At 38.7% G+C, this 23,500-nt stretch carries 23 protein-coding genes; 13 read left to right on the top strand and 10 right to left on the bottom strand.

The features are described 5' to 3' along the window. Positions 1 to 4: 4 nt before the first annotated feature. The 12 genes from nuoH (at position 5) to ACA100_RS02235 (ending at position 12,602) form a co-directional block, all read left to right on the top strand. Positions 5 to 1,051 (top strand): NADH-quinone oxidoreductase subunit NuoH, encoded by a 1,047-nt coding sequence (gene nuoH, locus ACA100_RS02290; RefSeq protein ID WP_481078399.1) that lies wholly within the window; start codon positions 5 to 7, stop codon positions 1,049 to 1,051. 14 nt (positions 1,052 to 1,065) lie between these two features. Further along, positions 1,066 to 1,557, top strand: a complete 492-nt coding sequence (nuoI, locus tag ACA100_RS02285; RefSeq protein WP_481078398.1) for an NADH-quinone oxidoreductase subunit NuoI — start codon at positions 1,066 to 1,068, stop codon at positions 1,555 to 1,557. Positions 1,558 to 1,569: 12 nt separating this feature from the next. Beyond that, a complete protein-coding gene (locus ACA100_RS02280; protein WP_481078397.1) occupies positions 1,570 to 2,235 on the top strand; it encodes an NADH-quinone oxidoreductase subunit J in 666 nt (221 codons plus the stop codon). 2 nt (positions 2,236 to 2,237) lie between these two features. Further along, positions 2,238 to 2,570 carry an NADH-quinone oxidoreductase subunit NuoK gene (nuoK, locus tag ACA100_RS02275; RefSeq protein WP_481078396.1) on the top strand — a complete coding sequence of 111 codons (333 nt, stop codon included), beginning with the start codon at positions 2,238 to 2,240 and terminating at the stop codon, positions 2,568 to 2,570. 4 nt (positions 2,571 to 2,574) lie between these two features. Then, complete coding sequence (gene nuoL, locus ACA100_RS02270) at positions 2,575 to 4,578, top strand: NADH-quinone oxidoreductase subunit L (RefSeq protein WP_481078395.1); 2,004 nt, start codon at positions 2,575 to 2,577, stop codon at positions 4,576 to 4,578. 10 nt (positions 4,579 to 4,588) lie between these two features. Next, on the top strand, positions 4,589 to 6,109 hold the full coding sequence (locus ACA100_RS02265; RefSeq protein ID WP_481078394.1) for an NADH-quinone oxidoreductase subunit M: 1,521 nt from the start codon (positions 4,589 to 4,591) through the stop codon (positions 6,107 to 6,109). A 16-nt stretch (positions 6,110 to 6,125) separates the two neighbouring features. Next, positions 6,126 to 7,574: an NADH-quinone oxidoreductase subunit N gene (locus ACA100_RS02260; protein WP_481078393.1), complete on the top strand. Its 1,449-nt coding sequence runs from the start codon at positions 6,126 to 6,128 to the stop codon at positions 7,572 to 7,574. A gap of 12 nt (positions 7,575 to 7,586) precedes the next feature. Beyond that, positions 7,587 to 8,150 carry a molybdopterin adenylyltransferase gene (gene mog, locus ACA100_RS02255; protein WP_481078392.1) on the top strand — a complete coding sequence of 188 codons (564 nt, stop codon included), beginning with the start codon at positions 7,587 to 7,589 and terminating at the stop codon, positions 8,148 to 8,150. Positions 8,151 to 8,234: 84 nt separating this feature from the next. Continuing rightward, on the top strand, positions 8,235 to 9,653 hold the full coding sequence (locus ACA100_RS02250) for a DNA recombination protein RmuC (protein ID WP_481078391.1): 1,419 nt from the start codon (positions 8,235 to 8,237) through the stop codon (positions 9,651 to 9,653). A 75-nt stretch (positions 9,654 to 9,728) separates the two neighbouring features. Next, complete coding sequence (locus tag ACA100_RS02245) at positions 9,729 to 10,211, top strand: hypothetical protein (RefSeq protein WP_481078390.1); 483 nt, start codon at positions 9,729 to 9,731, stop codon at positions 10,209 to 10,211. A gap of 1 nt (position 10,212) precedes the next feature. After that, complete coding sequence (gene pabB / locus ACA100_RS02240; protein WP_481078389.1) at positions 10,213 to 12,030, top strand: aminodeoxychorismate synthase component I; 1,818 nt, start codon at positions 10,213 to 10,215, stop codon at positions 12,028 to 12,030. Continuing rightward, complete coding sequence (locus ACA100_RS02235; protein ID WP_481078388.1) at positions 12,027 to 12,602, top strand: anthranilate synthase component II; 576 nt, start codon at positions 12,027 to 12,029, stop codon at positions 12,600 to 12,602. Before pabB ends, ACA100_RS02235 begins: the two co-directional genes overlap by 4 nt. Here the strand turns inward: ACA100_RS02235 and ACA100_RS02230 are convergent. The 6 genes from ACA100_RS02230 to ACA100_RS02205 all read right to left on the bottom strand — a co-directional run bounded on the left by ACA100_RS02230 (position 12,599) and on the right by ACA100_RS02205 (position 16,589). Next, a complete protein-coding gene (locus ACA100_RS02230; RefSeq protein WP_481078387.1) occupies positions 12,599 to 13,417 on the bottom strand; it encodes an oxygen-binding di-iron domain-containing protein in 819 nt (272 codons plus the stop codon). The two genes, ACA100_RS02235 and ACA100_RS02230, sit on opposite strands and share 4 nt — an antisense overlap. A gap of 104 nt (positions 13,418 to 13,521) precedes the next feature. Next, positions 13,522 to 14,181 (bottom strand): ABC transporter ATP-binding protein, encoded by a 660-nt coding sequence (locus ACA100_RS02225; RefSeq protein ID WP_481078386.1) that lies wholly within the window; start codon positions 14,179 to 14,181, stop codon positions 13,522 to 13,524. A 3-nt stretch (positions 14,182 to 14,184) separates the two neighbouring features. Next, the gene (locus ACA100_RS02220) at positions 14,185 to 14,835 is read right to left on the bottom strand and encodes an ABC transporter ATP-binding protein (protein ID WP_481078385.1); all 651 of its coding nucleotides are present in this window, start codon (positions 14,833 to 14,835) and stop codon (positions 14,185 to 14,187) included. Then, on the bottom strand, positions 14,835 to 15,614 hold the full coding sequence (locus ACA100_RS02215) for an energy-coupling factor transporter transmembrane component T (RefSeq protein WP_481078384.1): 780 nt from the start codon (positions 15,612 to 15,614) through the stop codon (positions 14,835 to 14,837). The genes ACA100_RS02220 and ACA100_RS02215 overlap by 1 nt, the downstream gene beginning before the upstream one ends. Next, positions 15,551 to 16,129, bottom strand: coding sequence for an ECF transporter S component (locus ACA100_RS02210; RefSeq protein ID WP_481078383.1), 579 nt, complete (start codon positions 16,127 to 16,129; stop codon positions 15,551 to 15,553). Before ACA100_RS02210 ends, ACA100_RS02215 begins: the two co-directional genes overlap by 64 nt. A gap of 31 nt (positions 16,130 to 16,160) precedes the next feature. Next, the gene (locus ACA100_RS02205; RefSeq protein ID WP_481078382.1) at positions 16,161 to 16,589 is read right to left on the bottom strand and encodes a PPC domain-containing DNA-binding protein; all 429 of its coding nucleotides are present in this window, start codon (positions 16,587 to 16,589) and stop codon (positions 16,161 to 16,163) included. A gap of 470 nt (positions 16,590 to 17,059) precedes the next feature. On the opposite strand from ACA100_RS02205, the gene ACA100_RS02200 reads away from it, so the two are divergent. Beyond that, positions 17,060 to 19,051: an RNA-binding domain-containing protein gene (locus tag ACA100_RS02200; protein ID WP_481078381.1), complete on the top strand. Its 1,992-nt coding sequence runs from the start codon at positions 17,060 to 17,062 to the stop codon at positions 19,049 to 19,051. A 14-nt stretch (positions 19,052 to 19,065) separates the two neighbouring features. Here ACA100_RS02200 and ACA100_RS02195 read toward each other — a convergent pair whose 3' ends face one another. Genes ACA100_RS02195 through ACA100_RS02180 form a run of 4 tightly spaced genes read right to left on the bottom strand, consistent with a single transcriptional unit; the run spans position 19,066 to position 23,356 of the window. Beyond that, entirely contained in the window at positions 19,066 to 19,362 is a 297-nt protein-coding gene (locus ACA100_RS02195; protein WP_481078380.1) for a putative quinol monooxygenase, read from the bottom strand. 10 nt (positions 19,363 to 19,372) lie between these two features. Then, positions 19,373 to 21,199, bottom strand: a complete 1,827-nt coding sequence (gene uvrC / locus ACA100_RS02190; protein ID WP_481079092.1) for an excinuclease ABC subunit UvrC — start codon at positions 21,197 to 21,199, stop codon at positions 19,373 to 19,375. A gap of 49 nt (positions 21,200 to 21,248) precedes the next feature. Next, a complete protein-coding gene (locus tag ACA100_RS02185; protein WP_481078379.1) occupies positions 21,249 to 23,027 on the bottom strand; it encodes an N-acetylglutaminylglutamine amidotransferase in 1,779 nt (592 codons plus the stop codon). A gap of 14 nt (positions 23,028 to 23,041) precedes the next feature. Next, positions 23,042 to 23,356: a HesB/IscA family protein gene (locus ACA100_RS02180; RefSeq protein WP_481078378.1), complete on the bottom strand. Its 315-nt coding sequence runs from the start codon at positions 23,354 to 23,356 to the stop codon at positions 23,042 to 23,044. Positions 23,357 to 23,500 lie beyond the last annotated feature (144 nt).

The raw sequence follows: 23,500 nt of genomic DNA, 5'->3' as shown, positions 1-23,500 counted from the left end.
AGCAATGGTGGATATTTTTTGGGCGATTGTAGAATACCCGCTTGTATGGGCGCTTTTAAAAACATTGGCAGTCATTTTGCCAGTGGTCATTGCTGTTGCATATATGACTTACGCGGAACGTCGTGTTTTAGGTTTTATGCATGTGCGTTTAGGGCCAAATAGGGTTGGGCCATTCGGTTTATTACAACCTTTTGCCGATTTGATCAAAATGATCTTCAAAGAGTGGGTGATTCCATCCGCTGCGAATAAAGTGTTTTTCGTATTGTCACCAATCATCATTGTAACGACAGCATTTGCTGCTTGGGCAGTTGTGCCGTTTGATCATGGTTTGGTGGGTGCAAATATCGATGCTGGATTGTTGTACATTTTAGCGATGACATCTTTAGGTGTTTACGCAATCATTATTGCAGGTTGGGCCTCTAACTCTAAATATGCAATGTTGAGTGCGATCCGAAGCGGTGCGCAGGTGATCTCTTATGAATTGGCAATGGGCTTTGCATTGATCACTGTGATCATGTTGTCAGGTTCGTTGAACTTAACGAAGATTGTAGAAGGGCAGCAGGGCATGAGTATTTTGAGATGGTATTTCATCCCATTATTACCAATGGCTGTATTGTATTTTATTGCAGGTGTTGCAGAAACTAACCGTGCGCCATTTGACTTGGTTGAGGGTGAATCTGAAATCGTTGCAGGTTTCCATGTTGAATATTCTGGTACAGGCTTTGCATGTTTCTTCTTAGCTGAATATGCCAATATGATTTTAGTGTCTGCGTTAGCATCATTGTTATTCTTTGGTGGTTGGTTATCACCATTCACAGGCATTCCTGGTTTGCAGGATATTCCTTTAATTGGTCAGGATGGTATTTTCTGGTTGTTATTGAAAATGGCATTTTTCTTGTTCACATACATTTGGTTGAGAGCGACATTCCCTCGCTACCGTTATGATCAGATCATGCGTTTGGGTTGGAAAGTTTTCATTCCATTATCCATCGGTTGGATCTTCTTTGTGATCGCGTTATACGCTCTTGGTATTAACTATTGGTTTCAATAGAGTAGGAATTGGCAATGTTTAAGAAATTAAAATCTATCTATGCAACCTTCTCTTTACTAGAATTAAGAAAAGGCTTAGCGATCACGTTTCGCTATATGTTTAAACCTAAGATAACGATCAGTTATCCTGAGGAAAAAACTCCACAATCTCCACGTTTTAGAGGATTGCACGCATTGCGTCGTTATCCTAATGGGGAAGAACGTTGTATCTCATGTAAATTGTGTGAATCAGCATGTCCAGCGCAAGCCATCAACATCGAATCAGATGAACGTGCAGATGGTACCCGCCGCACAACACGTTACGACATTGATTTGTTCAAATGCGTATTCTGTGGTTTGTGTGAAGAGGCTTGTCCTGTTGATTCAATCGTATTGACACGTACTTTTGATTACCATATGGAAACAAAAGGCGACAATATTATGTGTAAAGAAAAACTATTAGCACTTGGGGATCGTTTAGAACCACAAATCGCTAAGGATCGCGCAGCAGACGCGAAATTTCGCTAAGGGGGCTGCAGAATGTTATTAAAAATATTATTTTATGTATTCTCTTTAATCCTACTGTATGCAGCAGTGCGCGTGATTACTGCGCGTAACCCTGTAACAGCAGTGATGCATTTGATTCTATGCTTTGTCACAACAGCTGCGCTGTGGATGTTGATCCAAGCAGAATTTTTAGGTTTAGCGCTTGTTGTGATTTATGTTGGCGCTGTGATGGTTCTCTTCTTATTCGTTGTGATGATGATTGATGTTTCCACAGAACTAGTGAAGGAAGGCTTCATTAAGTATTTGCCATTGGGCATTGTGTTGACGTTGATTATGATCGTGGAAATGGGCATGGTTTTAGTGGGTAAACAATCATTGTTTGCAGACAATCATCCCTATGCCGCTGAGGTTATTTCATCAGCTGTATCCAGCGAATATAGTAATACTGCAAATCTGGGTATGTACTTATATACACATTATATTTATGCGTTTGAAATTGTCGCATTAATCTTATTAGTGGGGATGATTGCAGCGATCAGTTTGACGCTTCGTCCACGCCGCAGTTATACAAGATATATGCCTGTGAGCGAACAGCTAAAAGCTAGACCAGAAGAAAGATTAAAAGTGGTGAAATTGGATGCGTCTCAGTGGGAAGCTTTACCAGTTGAAACACCAACAGCTGAGAAAGGGGAGGGCTAAGCATGCAACTATTGGTAACAGATTACATTATGCTAGCCAGTACAGTTTTCTGTATTGGTATGGCAGGTATTTTCATTAATCGTAAGAACATTGTTGTCTTATTGATGTCAATTGAGTTGATGTTATTGGCTTCTAACATCTTGTTTGTGGCATTTTCTAAGTTTTCAGGTGACTTTTTGGTGCCAACAGCAGAAGATCCATCAGGGCAAGTATTCGTTTTCTTTGTGCTCGCGGTTGCCGCAGCCGAAGTTGCGATTGGTTTAGCCATTTTGATTCTAGTTTATAGAAAACGTCAAACCATCAATGTCGATGAAATGGATGAGTTAAAAGGATAATACTATGAAGACTATCTATTTATTAATCGCATTTTTACCATTGATTGGTGCTGCTTTTGCAGGTTTGTTGTGCCGCATTATTTCTAATAGAGTGGCTCATACAGTGACAATCGGATTGGTAGCAGTTTCAGCAGCATTGTCAGCATATACTTTATATATGCATTCAACGGGTGCAGTGGATGCATTCAATGGCAATGTTTACGAGTGGATGAGCGTTGGCAATATTTCCGTGGCTGTCGGTTTCCTTGTGGATAACTTAACAGCAATGATGTTAGTGGTTGTAACATTCGTATCACTGATGGTTCACATCTACTCAATTGGCTATATGAAGGGTGATGAAGGTTATAATCGCTTCTTCAGCTACATCTCATTGTTCACATTCTCAATGTTGATGTTGGTCATGTCGAATAACTTAATGCAACTCTTCTTCGGCTGGGAAGCTGTAGGTTTAGTATCATATTTATTGATTGGTTTCTGGTTTAAACGCCCAACAGCCATCTATGCAAATATGAAAGCATTCGTTGTGAACCGCGTGGGTGACTTTGGTTTCATTGTTGGTATCGCATGTTTGGTGTATTTGACTGGTAACTTACATTACGATGAAATTTTCAATTCAGTGAAATCAAACACAGGTTTGTTATCACAGACTTGGAGCTTCTTAGGCACAGAATGGAATGTATTAACATTTGCTGCAATCTTCTTATTCATTGGTGCAATGGGTAAATCAGCACAAGTTCCTTTACATGTTTGGTTGCCAGATTCAATGGAAGGCCCAACGCCAATTTCTGCATTGATTCACGCAGCGACAATGGTGACAGCGGGTATTTTTATGGTTTCTCGTTTATCACCCATCTTTGAATTATCAGACGCTGCATTGTCATTCATCATGATCATTGGTGCGATCACTGCATTGTTCATGGGTATTTTGGGTATCTTCCAAAATGATATTAAGCGTGTGGTTGCTTATTCAACGCTATCTCAATTGGGTTATATGACGGTTGCTTTAGGTGCATCAGCATATTCAGCTGCGGTATTCCATTTGATGACTCATGCATTCTTTAAAGCATTGCTATTCTTGGCAGCAGGTTCTGTCATCATCGGTATGCATCATGAACAAGATATGCGTTATATGGGCGGTTTGCGCAAGAAAATGCCAATCACATGGTTCACATGCTTGATCGGCACATTGGCATTGATTGGTACGCCATTCTTTTCAGGTTACTTCTCAAAAGATGCGATCATTTTAGCGGTGGAAAATAGCACAATCTTTGGTAGTGGTTTTGCATACTTTGCAGTGATTGCAAGTGTATTTATCACAGCATTATATTCATTACGATTATATTTCTTAGTGTTCCATGGTAAGCCACGTTATCAAATCGACCATTCTTTGGGCGAACATGATCATAAAAAAGGTTTCTTGGCGCATGAACCACATGAATCTCCATTGGTTGTCACAGTGCCATTAATCTTATTGGCAATTCCATCATTGTTAGTGGGTATGTTTGTTGCGGGTGATTTCATCACAGGCTCATTCTTGAAAGATGCAATTACAGTGAGTAGTGCTCATGATGCGATGGCTAAAGTTGCCTCTGAGTTCCATGGTGTTTGGGCGATGGGTATTCATGGTTTTGTCACCGTACCTGTATGGTTAGCATTCTTTGGTGTATTAGCTGCTTGGTATGTGTATTTGAAGAATCCTTCAATCGAAGCAAGCTATACAGCAACATTGCAACGCACTGGATTAATGAAGATTTTTGCGAATAAATACTACTTTGATGATATTAACCAAAAATACATCGCAGATGGTGCAGTCTCATTGGGTGGTTTCTTCTGGAAGAAAGTGGATGATCGCTTAATTGATCAAACAGCTGTATATGGTTCTGCTGCTTTAATGTCTAAATTGGGTGGCGTATTTAGAAAACTTCAAACGGGTTATCTCTACCATTCTGCGTCATTAATGGCAGTAGGATTGGTAGTCTTGATGACTTGGGTAATCATTTTTAAATAAGGACATAATGATGAGTATCGAAAATATGCCTTGGTTAAGTTTAGTGATTTGGGTCCCGATCATTACAGGGATCGCAACACTGCTAATTGGCGATAAAAATGCTTGCCGTGTGAGAATGTTTGCATTGGCAGCGAGTATTGTGACATTAATCGTGTCATTACCATTGTATGGTTTGTTTGAGGTAGGAACATACGCAATGCAATTTGAGGAGCTGAAATCTTGGATTCCAGCGTTGAATATCAACTACCATTTGGGCGTGGATGGTTTATCTATGCCATTCATTATCTTAACAAGCTTTATGACAGTGGTTGTTATGATTGCGGGTTGGGATGTGATTACATATAAACGTCATCAATATTTTGGTGCGTTCTTAATCATGGCTGGTTTGATGAATGGTGTATTTGCCGCCATGGATTCAGTATTGTTCTATGTATTCTTTGAAGCAATGTTGATTCCAATGTTCTTGATCATCGGTATTTGGGGCGGCCCGAATCGTGTTCAAGCAGCATTGAAATTCTTCTTATACACATTCTTAGGTTCAATCTTCTTATTGGTTGCAATTATTTATTTGTACTTGCAGTCGAATGGTCAAACTTTTGGCATCGAAGCATTCTCACACTTAACGTTAACGTTAGATCAACAAAAATGGTTGTTATTGGCATTCTTGGCTGGTTTTGCGGTAAAAGTACCAATGTGGCCAGTTCATACATGGTTGCCTTCAGCGCACGTTGAAGCGCCTACAGGTGGTTCTGTGATTTTGGCGGCGATTACGTTGAAAATCGGCGGTTATGGTTTCTTACGTTTCATGTTGCCAATCGTGCCAGAAGGTATTGCATTCTTTGCACCAATGATCATCGCAATGAGCATCATTGCAATCATCTATATCTCTTTTGTTGCTTTGGCACAAAAAGATATGAAGAAGTTGATTGCTTACTCTTCGATTGCTCATATGGGCTTTGTGACATTAGGTTTTGTATTGCCAGTTGCATTTACGGATGCACCAATGGCTGCAAACCAAATGGCAATCCAAGGTGGTATGATGCAGATGATCTCTCATGGTTTCGTATCAGCGGCGATGTTCTTATCCATCGGTGTGTTATATGATAGAGTTCATTCCCGTGAAATTGCAGATTACGGCGGTGTGATTAACCGCATGCCAATTTTTGGTGCATTCTTCATCTTCTTTGCAATGGCAAACTCAGGTTTACCAGGTACATCAGGCTTCATTGGTGAGTTCTGGGTATTATTAGCGAGCTTCCATTACGGTATCTACATCACAATCGCAGTGGCAACATCATTGATCTTGAGCGCAGCTTACAACTTGTGGTTAACAAAACGTGTAATCTTGGGTGAAGCAGTTCATGAGCATGTGAAAGAGTTAAAAGATATCAATTCTCGCGAATATTTCTTGTTAGCAATTTTAGCAATCTTTATTGTTTTATTAGGTGTATGGCCAGCGCCACTCGCCAATGTTATGCAGGCATCAATTGATCACCTCATAACAAATATTACAATCATTGGTCAGCCATAGAAAGGATTAAATCATTATGAGTAGCGGATTAACTTCAATGGACTTTATTGCAATTTTGCCAGAATTAGTTCTGACAATTGCAGTGATTGGCGTCCTGTTATTGGAATGTTTTAGTAAGCAAAGTCGCATTATGACGATCCATCTTTTCAGCATGGCTTCAATTTTAGTGGCATTTGTTTTGTTGTTAACGATGGTTCCATCAGGAATTGAGAATCAGTATTTTTGGAATAATGAGGTTGTGATCAATAGCACAACAGGGCAATTGAAAAGTGCAATGCTTTTGGTTGTATTGTTAGGCTTGATCTACAGTTTTCCAAAACTATCAGAGTCTAATTTAAATCATTCTGAGTATTACATTTTGATTCTATTATCGACGATTGGTATGTTGGTGTTAGTGTCAGCCAATACATTATTAATGGTTTATTTAGGATTAGAATTAATGTCTTTACCAATGTATGCATTAGTGGCATTTAATCGTAAAGATGGCAAAGCAACAGAAGCTGCAATGAAATATTTTGTGATGGGTGCAATGGCATCGGCAATCTTATTATTCGGTATGGCTTTAATGTATGGTATTGGCAAATCTTTAAATTTAAAATTGATCGGTGATGCAATGGCTCAACTTATTTCTAAAGATTTCGATCAAAACCTTTTAATTTTGTCCTTCTCGTTAGTATTCATCGTTGTGGGGATTGCGTTCAAATTGGGTGCGGCACCTTTTCATTCTTGGGTACCTGATGTTTATGAAGCAGCGCCAGCACCTGTTGCAATGTTCATTGGTGCAGCGCCTAAGATTGCGGCGATCAGTATGGCTTATTCATTGTTGAAAGTGGCAGGTTTACAAGTCACTTTACAATGGGAGCAGATGTTAGCAATCGTTGTTGTATTATCATTCATCATTGGTAATTTTGTGGCGCTTCGCCAAACAAATCTTCGCCGTATGCTGGGTTATTCAGCTGTATCACATGCAGGTTTTATGTTGTTAGGTTTATTCGCAGGTAATAATAGCAGCATTCCTTCATCAGCATATTTTTATGCGATTACTTATGCATTTACAACAACAGCGGCTTTCGGTTTCATCTTGTTGGTGAATAAAGATGGCCAATCCATTCATAATATTTCTGATTTGAAAGGTTTTGGTCGTCAGCATGGTTACTTGGGCGTATTGATGGCATTGATCATGTTATCAATGGGCGGCATTCCTCCATTTGTGGGCTTCTTTGCAAAATTATTTGTATTACAAAATGCCTATAATGCACATTATGGCTTCTTAGTAATCGTTGGTTTATTGGCATCTGTGATTGGTTTGTTCTATTACTTACGCATCATCAAAGTGATGTTCTTTGATCAACAAGATGATAATGCAAATATCTCCATTACAAATTGCATTGGTTCACGTACAATTTTCTCTGTGAATGTGTTCTTGATTGTATTGTTGGGTTTAGTACCAACATTGATTATGTAATAAGGGAAAATGATGATAAAGATTGGTTTAGTATCTGTGAGTGATCGCGCAAGTTCAGGGGTTTATCAAGATGAAGGGATTCCTTCATTAAAAGCTTGGTTAACCCAAACAATCACAACGCCTGTTGAGTTTGTGGAAGCGCTCATTCCAGATACACAATCTGAAATCGAAGCAACGTTGATTCGATTAGTGGACGATGAAAACTGTTCTCTAGTGTTAACAACAGGTGGAACAGGGCCCGCAATTCGTGATGTGACACCAGAAGCAACATTGGCTGTTGGTACAAAAGAGATGCCAGGATTTGGTGAGCAAATGCGCCAAATCAGTTTGTATTATGTGCCAACGGCGATTTTATCGCGCCAAGTTGCAGTGATTCGCAATCAATCTTTGATTGTGAATTTACCAGGTCGACCAAAAGCAATTGAGGAAACATTGGGCGGCGTTCGTGGTGATAATAATGAGGTGATTGTGCACGGTATTTTCTCAGCCATTCCTTATTGCTTAGATTTGATTGGTGCACCATTTATTGAAACCGATGAATCCATTTGTAAGGCTTTTCGTCCGAAAAAGAAATAAATGATCGAATTATTCAAACAAATTGAATGGAATAATGCTCTCCTTATTGTGATAGGGGGAGCTTTTCTTTTAGGGATTGGGTTAATGGCAATCATTGGCTCAATGAAGCAAACTCGCTTGCGCACGGAGCATGAGTATTTACAGAATGCTCATCATCAATTGCAAGCTACACATCATAATCTCACGCAAGAATTAAAGCAGAGCCAAATGCAAGCACACGCACATGAAACCAATTTGGCGCGAGCAGTTGCTAATATTCAGGCTGCAAAAGAGCACATTGAGGATTTAAGAAATCGCTTACAGAAATTTGAGCAATTAATGCTGACAAAAGAGAGTGAAATCAGAAATCTCTTTGAAAAAAATCAGCAGTTAGAATTAGATGCCACAAAAATTCATACTTATGTGGAAGAGCGTGAAGCATTTTTTGATTCGCAAATTTTACAGCTGCAAGAAAGTAAAGTGGCTTTGAGCCAAGAATTTGAAAACTTAGCCAATAAGATTTTTGAAGAGAAAGGAAAAATCTTTAAAGAGCATAATCAAGCAGGCTTAGAATCTTTGTTGCAACCTTTCAAAGAACAGATTGAAGGCTTTCAAAAGCGTGTTAATGAAGTGCACAATGAATCCAGTAAAGATCATTCCACACTGAATGCAGAAATTCGCAAAGTGATGGAAATTGGTTTAGCCATGAGCGAAGAAGCCAATAACTTAGCTTCTGCTTTAAAGGGCGATTCACAAAAGCGTGGTGCTTGGGGCGAAGCACAATTGCGTAAAACATTAGAGTTGAGCGGATTGATGAAGGACGCTCATTTTGAAATTCAAACGAGTTTCCGTGATCAAGAAGGGAAGCAGAAAATCACAGATTTCTTGATTAATTTACCTGATGGCAAGCACATTATCATTGATAGCAAAGTTTCCTTGAATGCATTTGAGCGCGCAATGTCCGCAGAAGATGATTTGGATTTTGAACGTGCGATGAAAGAGCATGTGAATGCAGTGAAACGCCACATTGAAGATCTATCGCGCAAGGATTACAGCAGTTTATCTGGCGTTCATAGCCCGAATTTTGTGCTGATGTTCATGCCGATCGAATCTGCTTACATTGAGGTTTTGAAGTATCAGCCAGAAGTTTATGATTATGGTTATCAGAAAAATGTGATTTTGGTTTCTCATACAACATTGATGCCGATTTTAAGAACCATTTCAAATTTATGGATGATTGAACATAGCACAGCAGAAGCGAGAGAAATCAGCGAACGTGCAGGCGAGATTTACAATCAAGTGTGCACAATTGCAGAACGATTACAGAAACTCGGTGGTTCATTGAATACCGTGAGCATGCATTATAATGGCACAGTCACCGCATTAGTTGGGCAACAAGGTTTGTATGGTAAAGTGGAAAGATTTAATCAATTATCTGCCAAAGCTCACAAAGAAATGCCTAAAGTTGAAGCAATTTATCCCGATCATCAAGTTGAGCGTCTAATTAATATCAAAGAAGCATGATTGAAATGGCAGTTTCGTAATTCTTAGCCTACAATACACAGATTGCTACATATTATTTCTTGTTAAGGATTGTTCATGGATATCGTTATTCTCTTTGCCCCAAATTTTCCTGAGCTGGCAGAGCAGTTTGCTTCATTAAATGCTCAGAAGCTAACAGTGATCGAGCAAGATCAAGAGATCTATCCTTTAGTTGAAAAGCACGAGATTGTGGCTGTTTCATATGAAACATGGAACTTCGTATGCATGAATATAGAACACTGTTTTGATGATAACTTTGCACAAAAGCTAAAAAAACTCTCCAAAAATCAAGAATTATATATGTTTGCTGTGAATGATTCCGTGAATGGATTATGGTTTGAGCAATACAAAAATGGCCAATTAACACGCCATTGGATGGAAGTGGATTTAGAAATAGAAGGCAATATGGGCGAATATCTACCTGCTGAACATGCTCTCAATTATCCATTCATTGATGAACCTTATGAAGATGTTGGACAAGAATTATTTTATGAAATGATCTTTGAGATCACAGGTTTTGATATTACAGAAACATTCTAATATGTCATTCAATTTAGATCAGAAAGAATTTTTCATTCTTTTAGAAAACACTAAATCTACAGAACATGATGCATTTTTATTTGAAAATCCTGTGGCAGAGATTATTTGTCGTAAGGGTGAAGATTTGCGCGCATGTTTTCAAAAGGTTGATGAATTAAGACAATCTGGGCATTACATCAGCGGTTATGTAAGCTATGAAGCAGGTTATTATCTGGTGGATAAGAATGATTTTAAAATTACTCACCAAAATAATCAGGATGCCATTTTATTACATCTCTATGCTTTTCAAAATGTGACGAAGATCCCGCAAGCTGAATTGAATGATTATTTTAGTAAGCGCGATGCTGGCGAAATAGCTTTAAATAATCTTTCATTTGGTTTGAGTAAAGCTGAATATGAGAAAGGCTTTGAAACCATTCAGCAGAACATTAAAGATGGCAATACTTATCAAATCAACTTCACGACAAAGTTTCATTTTGATTGTGTGGGCAGTGATTTATCGTTGTATCAATCATTGCGTGCGCGCCAAAAAGTAGAGTTTGGCGCATTTTTAAAATTTCCAGAGCATTCTGTATTATCTATTTCACCTGAATTATTCTTTAAGAAAACAGGGCGACACATTGAATCTAAACCGATGAAAGGCACATTTCCACGCGCTAAAGATCCCATAGAAGATCAAGCCATTGTGGATTTTATGCGTCAAGATGAAAAGACATTGTCTGAAAATGTGATGATCGTGGATTTAATTCGTAATGATATGAGCAGAATCACTCAACCTGGCTCCGTTGCGGTTAAAAACCTATTTGAAATTCAGAACTATGAAACCGTGCATCAAATGATTTCTACAGTCACAGGCAAAGTTAATGCTGACATATCTGTAGAAGAGATTTTTACAAATCTATTTCCTTGTGGTTCAATCACTGGCGCACCAAAAATCAGCACTATGAAGATCATCGAGCAAATTGAAAAAGCACCGCGTGGCATTTATACAGGTGCGATCGGTTACATTACGCCAGAGAATGATATGTGCTTCAATGTGCCGATTCGTACAGCAATTTTGCAGAAAGGTGGCAGTGCAGAATTGGGCGTTGGCGGTGGCATTATTCATGGTTCAGTGTGTGAAGATGAATACAATGAATGTCTATTGAAAGCAAAATTTTTAACATCTGTGCAGAATTATCAACTGATTGAATCGATGTTGTGGGATGCAAAAGCACAGAAAATATTACGATTGGATCAGCACGTTGCACGCTTAACAGAATCAGCACAAGCTTTGAATTTTCAATTGGATATTGCTGAACTCACACAAAAATTAAATGATTTTATTGAATTACATATTCAGCAGGATTCTAAAATCCGTGTGTTATTACATCGTGATGGGCAATTAGATATTTCACATTCTGTGATTGAAGCAACGAATGATGATGTGAAGCAGATTATGTTGAGCGATCAGAAAGTTGATGCCAATAATATTCTGCTGAAATACAAAACCACAGAACGCAGCTTGTATGAAGCTGAGTTTCAAAAAGCATCTGCACACAATTGCTACGATGTGCTTTTCATAAACACGAATCATGAAATCACAGAATGTTCGCGCCATAATATTTTTCTTGAAAAAGATGGGCAATGGTTCACACCACCATTAGAATCAGGTTTATTGGGCGGCGTGAAAAGGGCAGAGCTGATTGCAGACTTAAAAGAAAAATGCACAGTTCAAACACTAACATTGGCAGACATTCAAAATGCTGATCGTATATTTGTGACCAATTCTGTGCGTGGTTTGGTGGAAGTGAAATTGGTAGAAAAGGCATCACAATGATCTGTTTAATCGATAACTATGATTCTTTCACTTATAATATTGTGTCGTATTGTCATCAATTGGGGCATCCACTCAGCCTCTATAAAAATGATCAAATTACATTGGATGAATTTGCACAATTGCCCGTGAAATCTGTGATTTTATCGCCAGGACCAGGCACGCCCGATGATTCAGGGATTACATTAGATATCATTCGTGAATATGCAGGCAAATTACCAATTTTGGGTATTTGCCTAGGGCATGAATGCATTGCTCAAGTTTATGGTGCAAAGATCATTCATGCTCATAAAGTTATGCATGGTAAGGTTTCTTTGGTTCATCATGATGGTGAGGGAATATTTTTAGGTGTGCCAAATCCCATTAAAGTGGCACGCTATCATTCTCTGATCATTGATCCTGCAACATTGCCCGATGAGTTCATTGTTTCCGCTTGGTGCGAAAATGATAATGGTACACGAGAAATCATGGGCATTCGCCATAAATCATTACCGATAGAAAGTGTGCAATTCCATCCAGAATCGATCTTGACGGAATATGGGCACTTAATGTTTGCGAATTTCTTGAATCGCTAAACGACTTTCATATCTTCGATTGGCATGTGTAATTTTGGGATTTGATAAGTATCTTGATCCACTAAATCAACTCCACAACGCAATTGTGCAACCCAGTTGATGAAATCATGAATCACTTGTTTATCCAACATTGGTGAGCCATGTTGTGGCAGAATCATCTCAATGTCTAATTCACGAATCATGTGCGCCCATAAACGGCATGCTTTATTGGAAATCATATAGCGCTGGTGGAAGCCTTCCATATAGGGAATGTAATCTTTGAAGGTTTCGATCGGCGTTGCTACTTTTTTAGGATCAACCAATGAAACCCCTAGATCGCCACTGAAAAGAATCTTGCTGATGGGATCATATAATTGAAAGTTACCTTCACTATGAAGATAATGTGCTGGAATAAATCCATATTCAGCACCTTCAATTGTCATCCAAATACCTTTATCGGATAAAGGTATGATTCGATCTGTTGTTTTGCCTTCAGGACAAAAGTGCGGCACAAAGCGTGTCCATAATTCTGAAATGATGAGCTTTGTATCAGAGAAACTGAGCCAACGAGATAGAGAGGCAACAATATCAGGATCTTGGTGTGATGCAAAAATAGCAGAGAGCTTTTTGGGTGAAAAATAATGACTAATCGCCATATATAGTCGGTTATAAGTCATTGCGCCACCAGGATCGAGCAAGATACCAGAATCACCGTGAACAATTAGAAACTGATTAGATTGCACTGCTTCGATATGATCATCTTCTTCAACCAAATCGCAAAACATGATCACTCGATGAAAGCCATCATCAAATAGTATCTCTCCCATCCCGCTCATTCTTTGATCTCCTATCTATTTGTATTATCTTTAAATATAGTCATTCTGTGTTATAGAGAAACGAATACCTCGATTATAGAGTAAAAAATAGCCAGAGTAAAAGATCAACTCGATAGATGCTGCATTATGCCTTTTGTGAGTTGAAGAGTTCGATGAAAATTGCGCGCAATGAATTGTGGATCATGGCTAATGGCAATGATGGTTGTGCCATTGGCTTGCGATTTTTTGAGCCATTGCTCCAAAACTAATAGCCAATCATCATCTAAATCTCGGCTCGGTTCATCTAAAAGTAATATAGGTAAATTTAAAACAGCCAATGAAGCCAAAGTCACCATGCGTTTTTCAGCAGCATTGAGATCTAAAGGATGATCATCTTGGCGATGTGTTAGATTAAATTCTTGAAGAATAGTTGTAACTTTCTCTTCAATCTCTGAAGTCGCATATTTCTGGATTTTTAATCCATAAGCAATTTCAGCTTGAACAGTATTGTGGAAGAACTGTCGTTCTGGTTCTTGGAATAATAAACCCACTAATTTTGCACGCTCGCCTGCGTGAAGCTTAGCAATATCTTGATCATTAATCGTGATGGAACCTTCAGTTGGTTTCAGTAATCCACAGATCAATTTTAATAATGTAGATTTCCCTGCGCCATTATCGCCCATTAATGCGACTGCCTCGCCTTTACCAATGGTTAAATGAATATCTTGTAAACATTTTATATCGCTGTTGGGCCAAGCAAAATGAACATGATTCAACTGCAACATAGATTATCCTCGTTTTGGTAATGTTAAAAGTTGCTCACAAAAAGCCATGAATTCGCTTTTGCGCTTTTCTAAAATGATGATGTTCATCGGTTGCTTAGAATTTAATGCTTTCAATCGCTCTAGAATTTTCGTTTGATAAGCCAATGTCATTCGGCTAAAAGATTCATCCAAAATTAACAGTTCAGGTTGCATCATTAACGCTGCGCCAATCATTAATCGCTGCATTTCTCCGCCAGATAAAGTGCTAGGATCGCGTTTGCGTAAATGCATTAAATCCATCAGTTCTAAAGTTTTTTCTAACTGTGAAAGAATGATAGTATTGTCCATCGCTAAGTTTTCAGGGCCGAAGGTTAATTCTTCTTCCACTGTGAATGCACAACCAGATAATTGCCATTGCGGTGCTTGTTGAACATATTGAATTTTAGAAGATAATTCGATCACTGAGCATTCTAAAATGCATGAATCATTTAAGGTGAGTTCACCTGAAATCTCGCCTGGCAATAATGTTGGCACCCAGCCAGCAATGATAGAGGCAATTGTACTTTTCCCGCAGCCATTACCGCCTTCAATACAGAGCCATTCATGCTCATGCAATGTAATATCTGCAATGTTAAATGTTGGATGATCGCTTTGTGTGAATTGTAGGTCGCGCATTATAAACGCCATAATAAAACTCCTGAAATTTCCATAATCAATAATGCAACTGCGAGATAACGAAAATATTTTTGTGCATGTGAATCTTTGGGTGCCCAAATATTGGAGCGCTTCTTTTGATAACGAAATCCTTTAGATTCCAATGCGGCGATTTTGATGGAAAGATTGGCAAATGTACTATTAATCAATGGAAAAATGATGGCAAGCATTGCTTTTGCCCGTTGAAATAGATTGCCATCTAAACGAACACCACGCGCTAATTGTGCTTCTTGAATGTGCTTAATTTGATTGGATAGCTGCTGCATTAAAAGTAATGGGCTTGCCAATAAATAGGATAAGCCAATGGGTAAACGAGATGCGAATAGTGCTTGGATCATCGTGATGGTTGACACATATTGCATCCAAATTTGTGCTGCTGTGAAGATTGCCAATAATCGCCACCAAATTGTCATGGCATGTTGTTGTGCTTTTGGGTTGATTTCATTACCGAGCCATGAATGCAACAAACCACCATGCACCAACCAAAAACCTAAAGCCATAGGAATCATGAGCAATAATACATAACGTAAACGATATCGGCTGGGTTGCCATGCAATTAAGCACAATACAGTGCTTAATGCTAGGATGATCAAAGATATACCAAGCGGTAACAATAGGGCTTGTACTGCAACGATTGCCCATATTGTTAGCGCTGTGAAAGGATGGAGTTTTTTCATCATTGGATCTGTTGTGGGAACTGTTGTTTTGTACGTTTTGGCAAGTGTTTCACTAATTGCCATGCGATTAAACCTGTGATGATTTTATCGGCTAAGTTTGCCAAAATGATTGTTGAAGCAACGGATTGCCATAACTTTTCACCTGTCGCATGGATATAAGCCACAATAAAGTCGGCGCCGCTACCTGTTACGCCTGCGAATAAATAAGTACGGATCGGTGTTGCAACGATTGTTACGCATAATGTAATGATTACACCGCTGATGATAACTTTATACCAATTGTTAAACATGCCAAAGCGAGCCAAATAACCTGCAGCAATACCAATGATCATAGCAACAGGGGCAAAAGCTGCGGCAACAGGCGAAGAGATTAATCCCCAAATTAAGTTAGTCAATAAACCTGTCAATGCAGCAATCCAAGGCCCGCCCAATAATGCTGCAATGAATGTACCAATGGAATCTAAAAAGATCGGGAGCTTGATCATAGAAGCCACTTGGCCAAGCACCATGTTAATGGCGATACAAGTGGAGATTAAGACAAGCATGTGAGTGGTTAAAAATTTACGATCAATGGCCATGATATTTCCTTTAAATAATTAAAATATTGAATTAAATAGATGTGATAATAAGTTCATCGTAGCCTGAGAGATCACAATGTTCTCGGCTATATTGGCAATTGTCTAAAATGCCAATGACGATTTCTAAAGTGGTGCGTACTATGCAGCCTTCCATTACATGTCCACCAAGCATTGCACCATTTTCATCAGAAACAGATAGATGAATATGCTCGCCTGTAGTTTCGATTGTGCCGATTAAGGAAACGATCTCATAGCAACCTTGTTGGATCGTTGCATCAGGTTTACCTGCATAGCGCAAGCCAAATTGCGATAAGCTACCGACAGATGAAGCAATGAAGCCTGCTTTGATATTGTGCGTTGTGGCTAGGATTCTGATTTCATGGAGCAGATCATCGCCAGGTTTTAAGCGAATGGTGCAGAATTTGGCATCATGAAATGAAAGCGGAAGATTAGGATTCATGAGAATTTCCTTGGTAAAAATCGAACACGACAAAAAGCCATCCGCATGGAATAGCTATAACATCATGTTTATATTGAGAATAATTCATCTTTAGCACTTTTTTGGAATGAGAATAGTTGTGCTAAAGGCGATAACAAGCAGCAGCGTTAAGTCTTTAACACATTCAAGCGTGACACTAAACTAGTGCCTAAAGCTGTCATTCACTGCTTGCGAAAGATCATTGTGAGAATATCCAAAAGATATTGGGGAAGATCCATTTATTATAATGCTTAATCTTTAAATAAAACAGGCTCCATGTGAGTGAATCTACCTTCTGCGATTCTATAAGCATCAATTTGTGGTACTAAACGTTGGAAATGCGTAAAGTTCTTATCTTATTAGTAGGGTGAGAGAATCTATCAACTCATCAATATGTTATTTTTGGTAGAATTATAGAGAATATATTGCATACTTTTAAGGCTGTCATGTTCATGGAAAATTTATTATTAGAAGATTTTTATATAATTGCGGAAGGGCAAGAAATTGAATGCAAGGCAGCTCAAGGTAAAGATGGACAAGGAGAATTACCTAAAGATTTTTGGCCTACTTATTCTGCGATGGCTAATACTGTTGGTGGTGAAGTTTGGTTAGGAATAGCTGAAAAAAATAATATATTTACTCCTATTGGTATTAAAGATATAGAAAGAGTAAAAAAAGATTTATTCAGCACTATTAATAATCCTCAAAAAGTGAGTTGTAATTTACTTTCAGAGGAATCTTTCTCTGTTGTTAGTATTGATGGGGTTAATGTCATCCGAATTACCATTCCTCGAGCAGATAGGCATCAAAAACCTGTTTATTTAGATGATAAAGTTATGAAGGAAACATATATTCGTCAGAATGAGGGGGATTTTAGAGCTGATAAAGAAACTGTCAAACGTCTACTTGCTGAACAGGTAGAAGATTCTAGAGATGAAAAGTTTTTATCTGGATTTTCGATAGAGGACTTTGATATGTCTACAATCTCTGCCTATCGAAATAGATTTTCTGCTGTGAAAGTAGGGCATTCATGGATTGATTTACCTTTAGAAGAATTCCTAGTTAAAATCGGTGCTTTAGGTATTGAGAGATCTTCTAGAGAAACCAAAGTCCGTTTAGCTGGTTTGTTAATGTTTGGGCAATCTGAATCAATTGTTGATGCGTTACCAAATTTCATGTTGGATTATCAAGAGAGGCCAGAGGCTAAAACTGAAAGACGTTGGATTGACCGAGTTGCCGTTGATGGAACATGGTCAGGGAATATTTATGATTTTTTTAGAAAAGTATATCCTAAGCTAGTTAAAGATTTGCAAGTACCTTTTAGTGTAAATGATGGGCAAAGGCAGGATGATACTCCTGTTCATGTCGCACTTAGAGAAGCTTTAGTAAATAGTCTTATTCATGCAGATTATTCTGGTCGTATGTCCATTTTAATAGTAAAGCGACCGGATCTCTTTGGATTTCGTAACCCAGGATTGATGCGAGTTCCCTTAGAGTTAGCTTTGGCTGGTGGTAATAGTGATTGTCGTAATAGACGTTTACAGACTATGTTTCAATTAGTTGGTTATGGTGAAAAAGCGGGATCTGGTATACCTAATATTGTTCATGGTTGGAAACTTCAGCAATGGCAACAACCTGTATTTGAGCAGATAGATAATCCGGAACAAACACTAATTAAGCTTACGATGCATAGTTTACTTCCAGATAGCGTTATGCAAACTCTGCAAGAGAAGTTAGGTGATATTTTCCAAAGTCTTACTGAACTAGAGAAATTAACAGTTGCAACAGCTTATATTGAGCTAAGAGTTAATAATAATCGCATACAAACAATGTGTGATAACCATGCTTCAGATATTACAAAAATGCTAACTAAATTAGTTGCTGATAATATTTTACGTGCTTATGGAAAGAGCAGAGGACGTATTTATTATTTACCTTGGTTGTCAATTTTTAAAAATCAGAATGATGAGTTTGGGTTTAAATTACCGTCGGAAGAACATGTTCTATTAATTGATGATACGCTCAATAACGATGATCTTCATAAGTGGTTGGGAATACAGGAAAAAAATGACAATTTAAGTGTTACGCCGGAGCTTACGCCGGAGCTTACGCCGGAGCTTACGCCGGAGCTTACGCCGGAGCTTACACTGTCAGTATTTATTGAGGTACAGCAAATTCCAAAGGATATTCTCGATTATTTCTATGGCTTAACTGTTAATATTAGAGCGTCAAGAAGAGGTCAAAGAGATGAAGTTGAAAAAATTATTGAGTTGCTGTGCTCAGATTATTACTTAAGTATCAAAGTTATAGCTATTCTACTTGACAGAGATACGGATAATATTCGTAAGACATATTTAAATCCTATGGTAGCAGAAGGAAAACTTCAGCGTCTTTATGAAAATAATTTAAGACATCCGGGGCAGGCGTATACTTCACAAAAATAGAAATGCAAATGTATTTAATGCGTGAATAAAACAGATTCTATGTGTGTGAATCTACCTTCTTTAATGCTATAAGCATCAATTTGTGGCACTAAGCGTTGGAAATGCTCGGAAGCAACATGGGTATCCAATGCATCATAATCTTGCCATTCTTCTATAAAGATAAAGTGCCCAGGATTTTTAAGATCATGGCAAAGCTCATAGCTAATGCAACCTGCTTCTTTATGGGTTGCTTCTACGAGTTCTTGATATAAAGGCAAAATGATCTTAATTTTTGTGGGATCAATAAAATCTTCAGCGATGAGTTTGAGCATGTTATTTTCCTTAATTCTCATGCAATGCATCATAAATCACTTTTGCTAAAGTTTCACTGATTCCGGGAACTTTAGCAATGGCTTCGATGTCTGCTTTTTTCAAAGCTTCCAACCCACCAAAATGGCTGAGCAAAGTTGCTCTGCGTTGTGGGCCAACGCCTTTGATATCTTCCAATAATGAGCGGCGGCGCAATTTATCACGCTGAGAGCGATGTCCTTCAATCGCAAAGCGATGTGCTTCATCACGAATTTGTGTGATCAAATGAAATGCGGCGCTTGTACTTTCAATCGGGATCGGAATGTCATCGCCTGCTTTCCATAAAGTTTCTAAGCCAACTTTTCTGCCTTCACCTTTGGCAACGCCGATCAATAAAACCGAATGGATATTGAGTTCATCCATCACTTCAATCCCAACATTTAATTGATTTTTACCACCATCAATTAAGAGAATATCAGGCAAAGGATTATCTTCAGTATTACTGAAACGGCGCGTTAATGCTTGGCGCATTGCGGCATAATCATCACCGCCTGTAATGTCTTCGATGTTGAATCGGCGATAGAATTTCTTGGTGAATCCTTCGTGTGTATAAACCACATCAGAAGCCACAGTTTTTTCCCCAAAGCTGTGGGAAATATCAAAGCATTCGATGCGCTTAATAATATCGAGATCCAATACTTTCGCTAAACTGTGTAAACGGTGCGTGATATTGCTTGAGCTTGCCAATTTAATCTCGATCGCTTGCTCGGCATTTTTGGCTGCGAGTTCTAGCCAGCGTGCGCGTTGACCCTTCACATTATTTTGCAAAATCACTTTGCGTTCAGCCAAATCCGTTAAACTACTTTCTAGCCAAACTTGATCTTCCAATTGTAACGGAATGTTGAGGATGATATTACGTGGTGGCTTTCTTGCAATGTCATAATATTGCTCGATGAAGCTTCGCATTACTTCATCAGCTTCCGTATCATCAGGCACTTTTGGGAAATAAGCACGCGCACCTAAAACTCGGCCATCACGAATCGTTAAAACTTGTAGCACATGAATATCTGATTCACGCACATAAGCAATTAAATCAATGGAAGCATTGCCTTGTTCAATGTCATTTTTGGATTGAATGAATTGCAAAGCTTTCACTTGATCACGAATGATGGCTGCTTTTTCAAAGGCTAAAGCGTCCACATATTCTTGCATCTTGCGGACTAATTCAGAGATTAAGCCTTGTGAGTTACCTTCTAAAAACATCACAGCATTGTGTACATCTTTTTGATATTGCTCGGCAGAAACTTTCTCTACGCAAGGCGCACTGCAACGCTTGATTTGATATTGCAGACAAGGGCGCGTGCGATGCTTAAAGACAGAATCTTCACATTGGCGAACTAAGAAGATTTTCTTCATTAAATCTAAAGTTTCGCGTACAACGGAAGAGGAAGGATAAGGACCAAAATATTGGCCTTTCAATTTTTTGCTACCACGATAATAAGATAAACGCGGATATTTGCCTGTGGAAAGATAAATATAAGGATAACTTTTATCATCAATCAAGCTCACGTTATAGCGCGGGCGATGCTTTTTAATGAGATTGCTCTCTAATCGTAAAGCATCGTTTTCACTATTGGTGATCGTGACTTCAATGGAATGAATATTGGCTACGAGCGCCATCGTTTTCGTGGATAAGCCTGAAGCACGAAAATAGCTTGTTAAGCGATTTTTAAGATTTTTAGCTTTGCCCACATAAATGATGACATCTTTATCATCACGCATGATGTAGATGCCGGGTTTAGTAGGCGTTGTTTTAAGAAATTCCGAGGAATTAAAAGCCATATTTTTAGTGATCAACATCATCCCCGTTGGAGATGATGTATTGTTATGAATTAATATTGGTTAAGAACTACAAAACTTCTTGTAGCCAAATTTCTAATAGGGCAGAGTGCCACAACTTAGAACCTTGAATGCGAGTGAAGTTATCAGGTGATTCAGGATGATTCAATAAACGATCCACATATTTTGGATTAAAAATGCCGCGTGATTTAGCTTTCTCGCTCGTCAATGCTGAGTGCATCATGTCGTAGAATTCACCACGAACATATTTCAATGCAGGCATTGGGAAATATGCTTTCGGGCGATCAATGATGCTGTCAGGAATCTTGCCACGCGCGATTTCTTTCAAAATACCTTTGCCACCGTGCATCAATTTGTAATGTTCTGGCATGCTTGCAGCCAATTCCACTAATTCATGATCCAAGAATGGCACGCGCGCTTCTAAGCCATGCGCCATCGTCATGTTATCCACGCGTTTTACAGGATCATCCACGATCAATGCTGTGGTATCAAAGCGGAAAACTTGATCCAAATAAGTCGAAGCATAAGGCTTTGTTAATTGATCACGGACATATTCACCCACGATGTCATCCATTTGGAATTTCGGTGCAAATGTATCGCATAATTCAGGATAATCACGGTCAAAATAGTATTGGCTGAAGCGGAGTAAAGGATCACGTTCATTGCTTTCTGCCATTTGTGGATACCAGAAATAACCACCAAAAACTTCATCCGCGCCTTGTCCACTTTGTACGACGCGAACTTGCTTGGAAACTTGCTCTGATAATAAGTAGAAGCCAATAGCATCTTGTCCAAATAAAGGTTCAGTCATTTGTGAAACAGCTTCAGGTAAACGTGTTAATGCTTGGCCATTTTCAATCAAATATTTGAAGTGATTGGTTTGGTAACGCTCAACCACTTGATCAGAAAATTCAAATTCTGAACCTTTCTCTTCAGGTTGATCTTCAAAGCCAATGGAGAAAGTCTGTAAATCTTTAATGCCTTCTTCATGCGCTAAAGCAACGATTAAAGAAGAATCTAATCCACCTGATAATAAAACGCCGACAGGAACATCTGCTGCCAATAAACGACGACGAACAGCGGTACGCAACTTGTCCTCGATAGCATCGCGCCAATCAGCATCTGTCCAATCGCTGTGTTTGTTTTCAGCATCCAATGACCAATATTGGAATTCTTCAATTTTGCCTTGTAAATCTACCCATAAATAGTGAGCAGGCTTTAATTTATGAATACCTTTAAAGATCGTATAAGGCGCAGGCACAACTGCGTGCAATGTGTACATATATTGCAATGCAATTGGGTTGATATCTGTATCCACTAACTTAGAAGCTAATAAGCTCTGAGTATTCGATGCAAATAGGAAATTCTTTTGATCATGTGAGAAATACAATGGCTTAATGCCAATGCGATCACGCGCCACAAACATTTTTTGTTTTTTGCGATCCCAAATGGCAAAGGCGAACATACCAATCAAATGATTGACGCATTTTTCGCCCCATTCAGCATAAGACTTTAATAATACTTCTGTATCACTTTCTGTATGGAATTGATGGCCCTTGTCTTTTAATACAGAACGCAGTTCACGATAATTATAGATCGTACCGTTGAAAACCATTGTATTGCCAGTATCAATATGGTGAAATGGTTGATCCGCACGCGAATCCACATCAATGATGCCCAAACGACGATGTGCAAAGCCAATTGGCCCTTCGCAAAAAACTTTGCCGCCATCTGGTCCACGACGTTTTAATGGTTCACTCATTGTCTCCAAAAGCGATGCTTCTGGGCGCACGTCTGTAAAACTTAATATCCCTGCAATTCCACACATAATCTATTCCTCAGTTAAAACATGAAGCTTTCGCCGCAACCACATTCGCTTTTCGCATCTGGATTACTGAACTTAAAGCTACGATTTAAGCCTTCTTGAATATAATCTAACTGTACATTTTGTACATAAGGTTCGTTTGCTTTGTCCGTCACGATTTTGACAGGGCTTTCTGTTAATACGAGTTTGTCTGTTGTATCATCACATAATTCGATGAAATATTTATAACCAGAGCAACCTGATTTACGAATTGCGATGTTGATGTATTTTTCAGCCGCGGATGCTAATTGTATATCGAGCTGTTTGAATGCGTTGTCTGTTACTGAAAACATAAGATTCTCCAAGTAAAACAATAATGGTTAAGTATAGGATCATTGTACCAATCAATGGGGATCATTTTAGTACTTTTAAATAGGTGCGTTAAAAAGATGTTTGATTGGTGCAATAAAAAGATTGAATGAATTTTTCTAGATAGT

The organism is Wohlfahrtiimonas sp. XWW7, from assembly GCF_056716055.1.
Note: the sequence above shows the minus strand (reverse complement) of the source record. Positions and strands in the feature narration are given on the sequence as shown.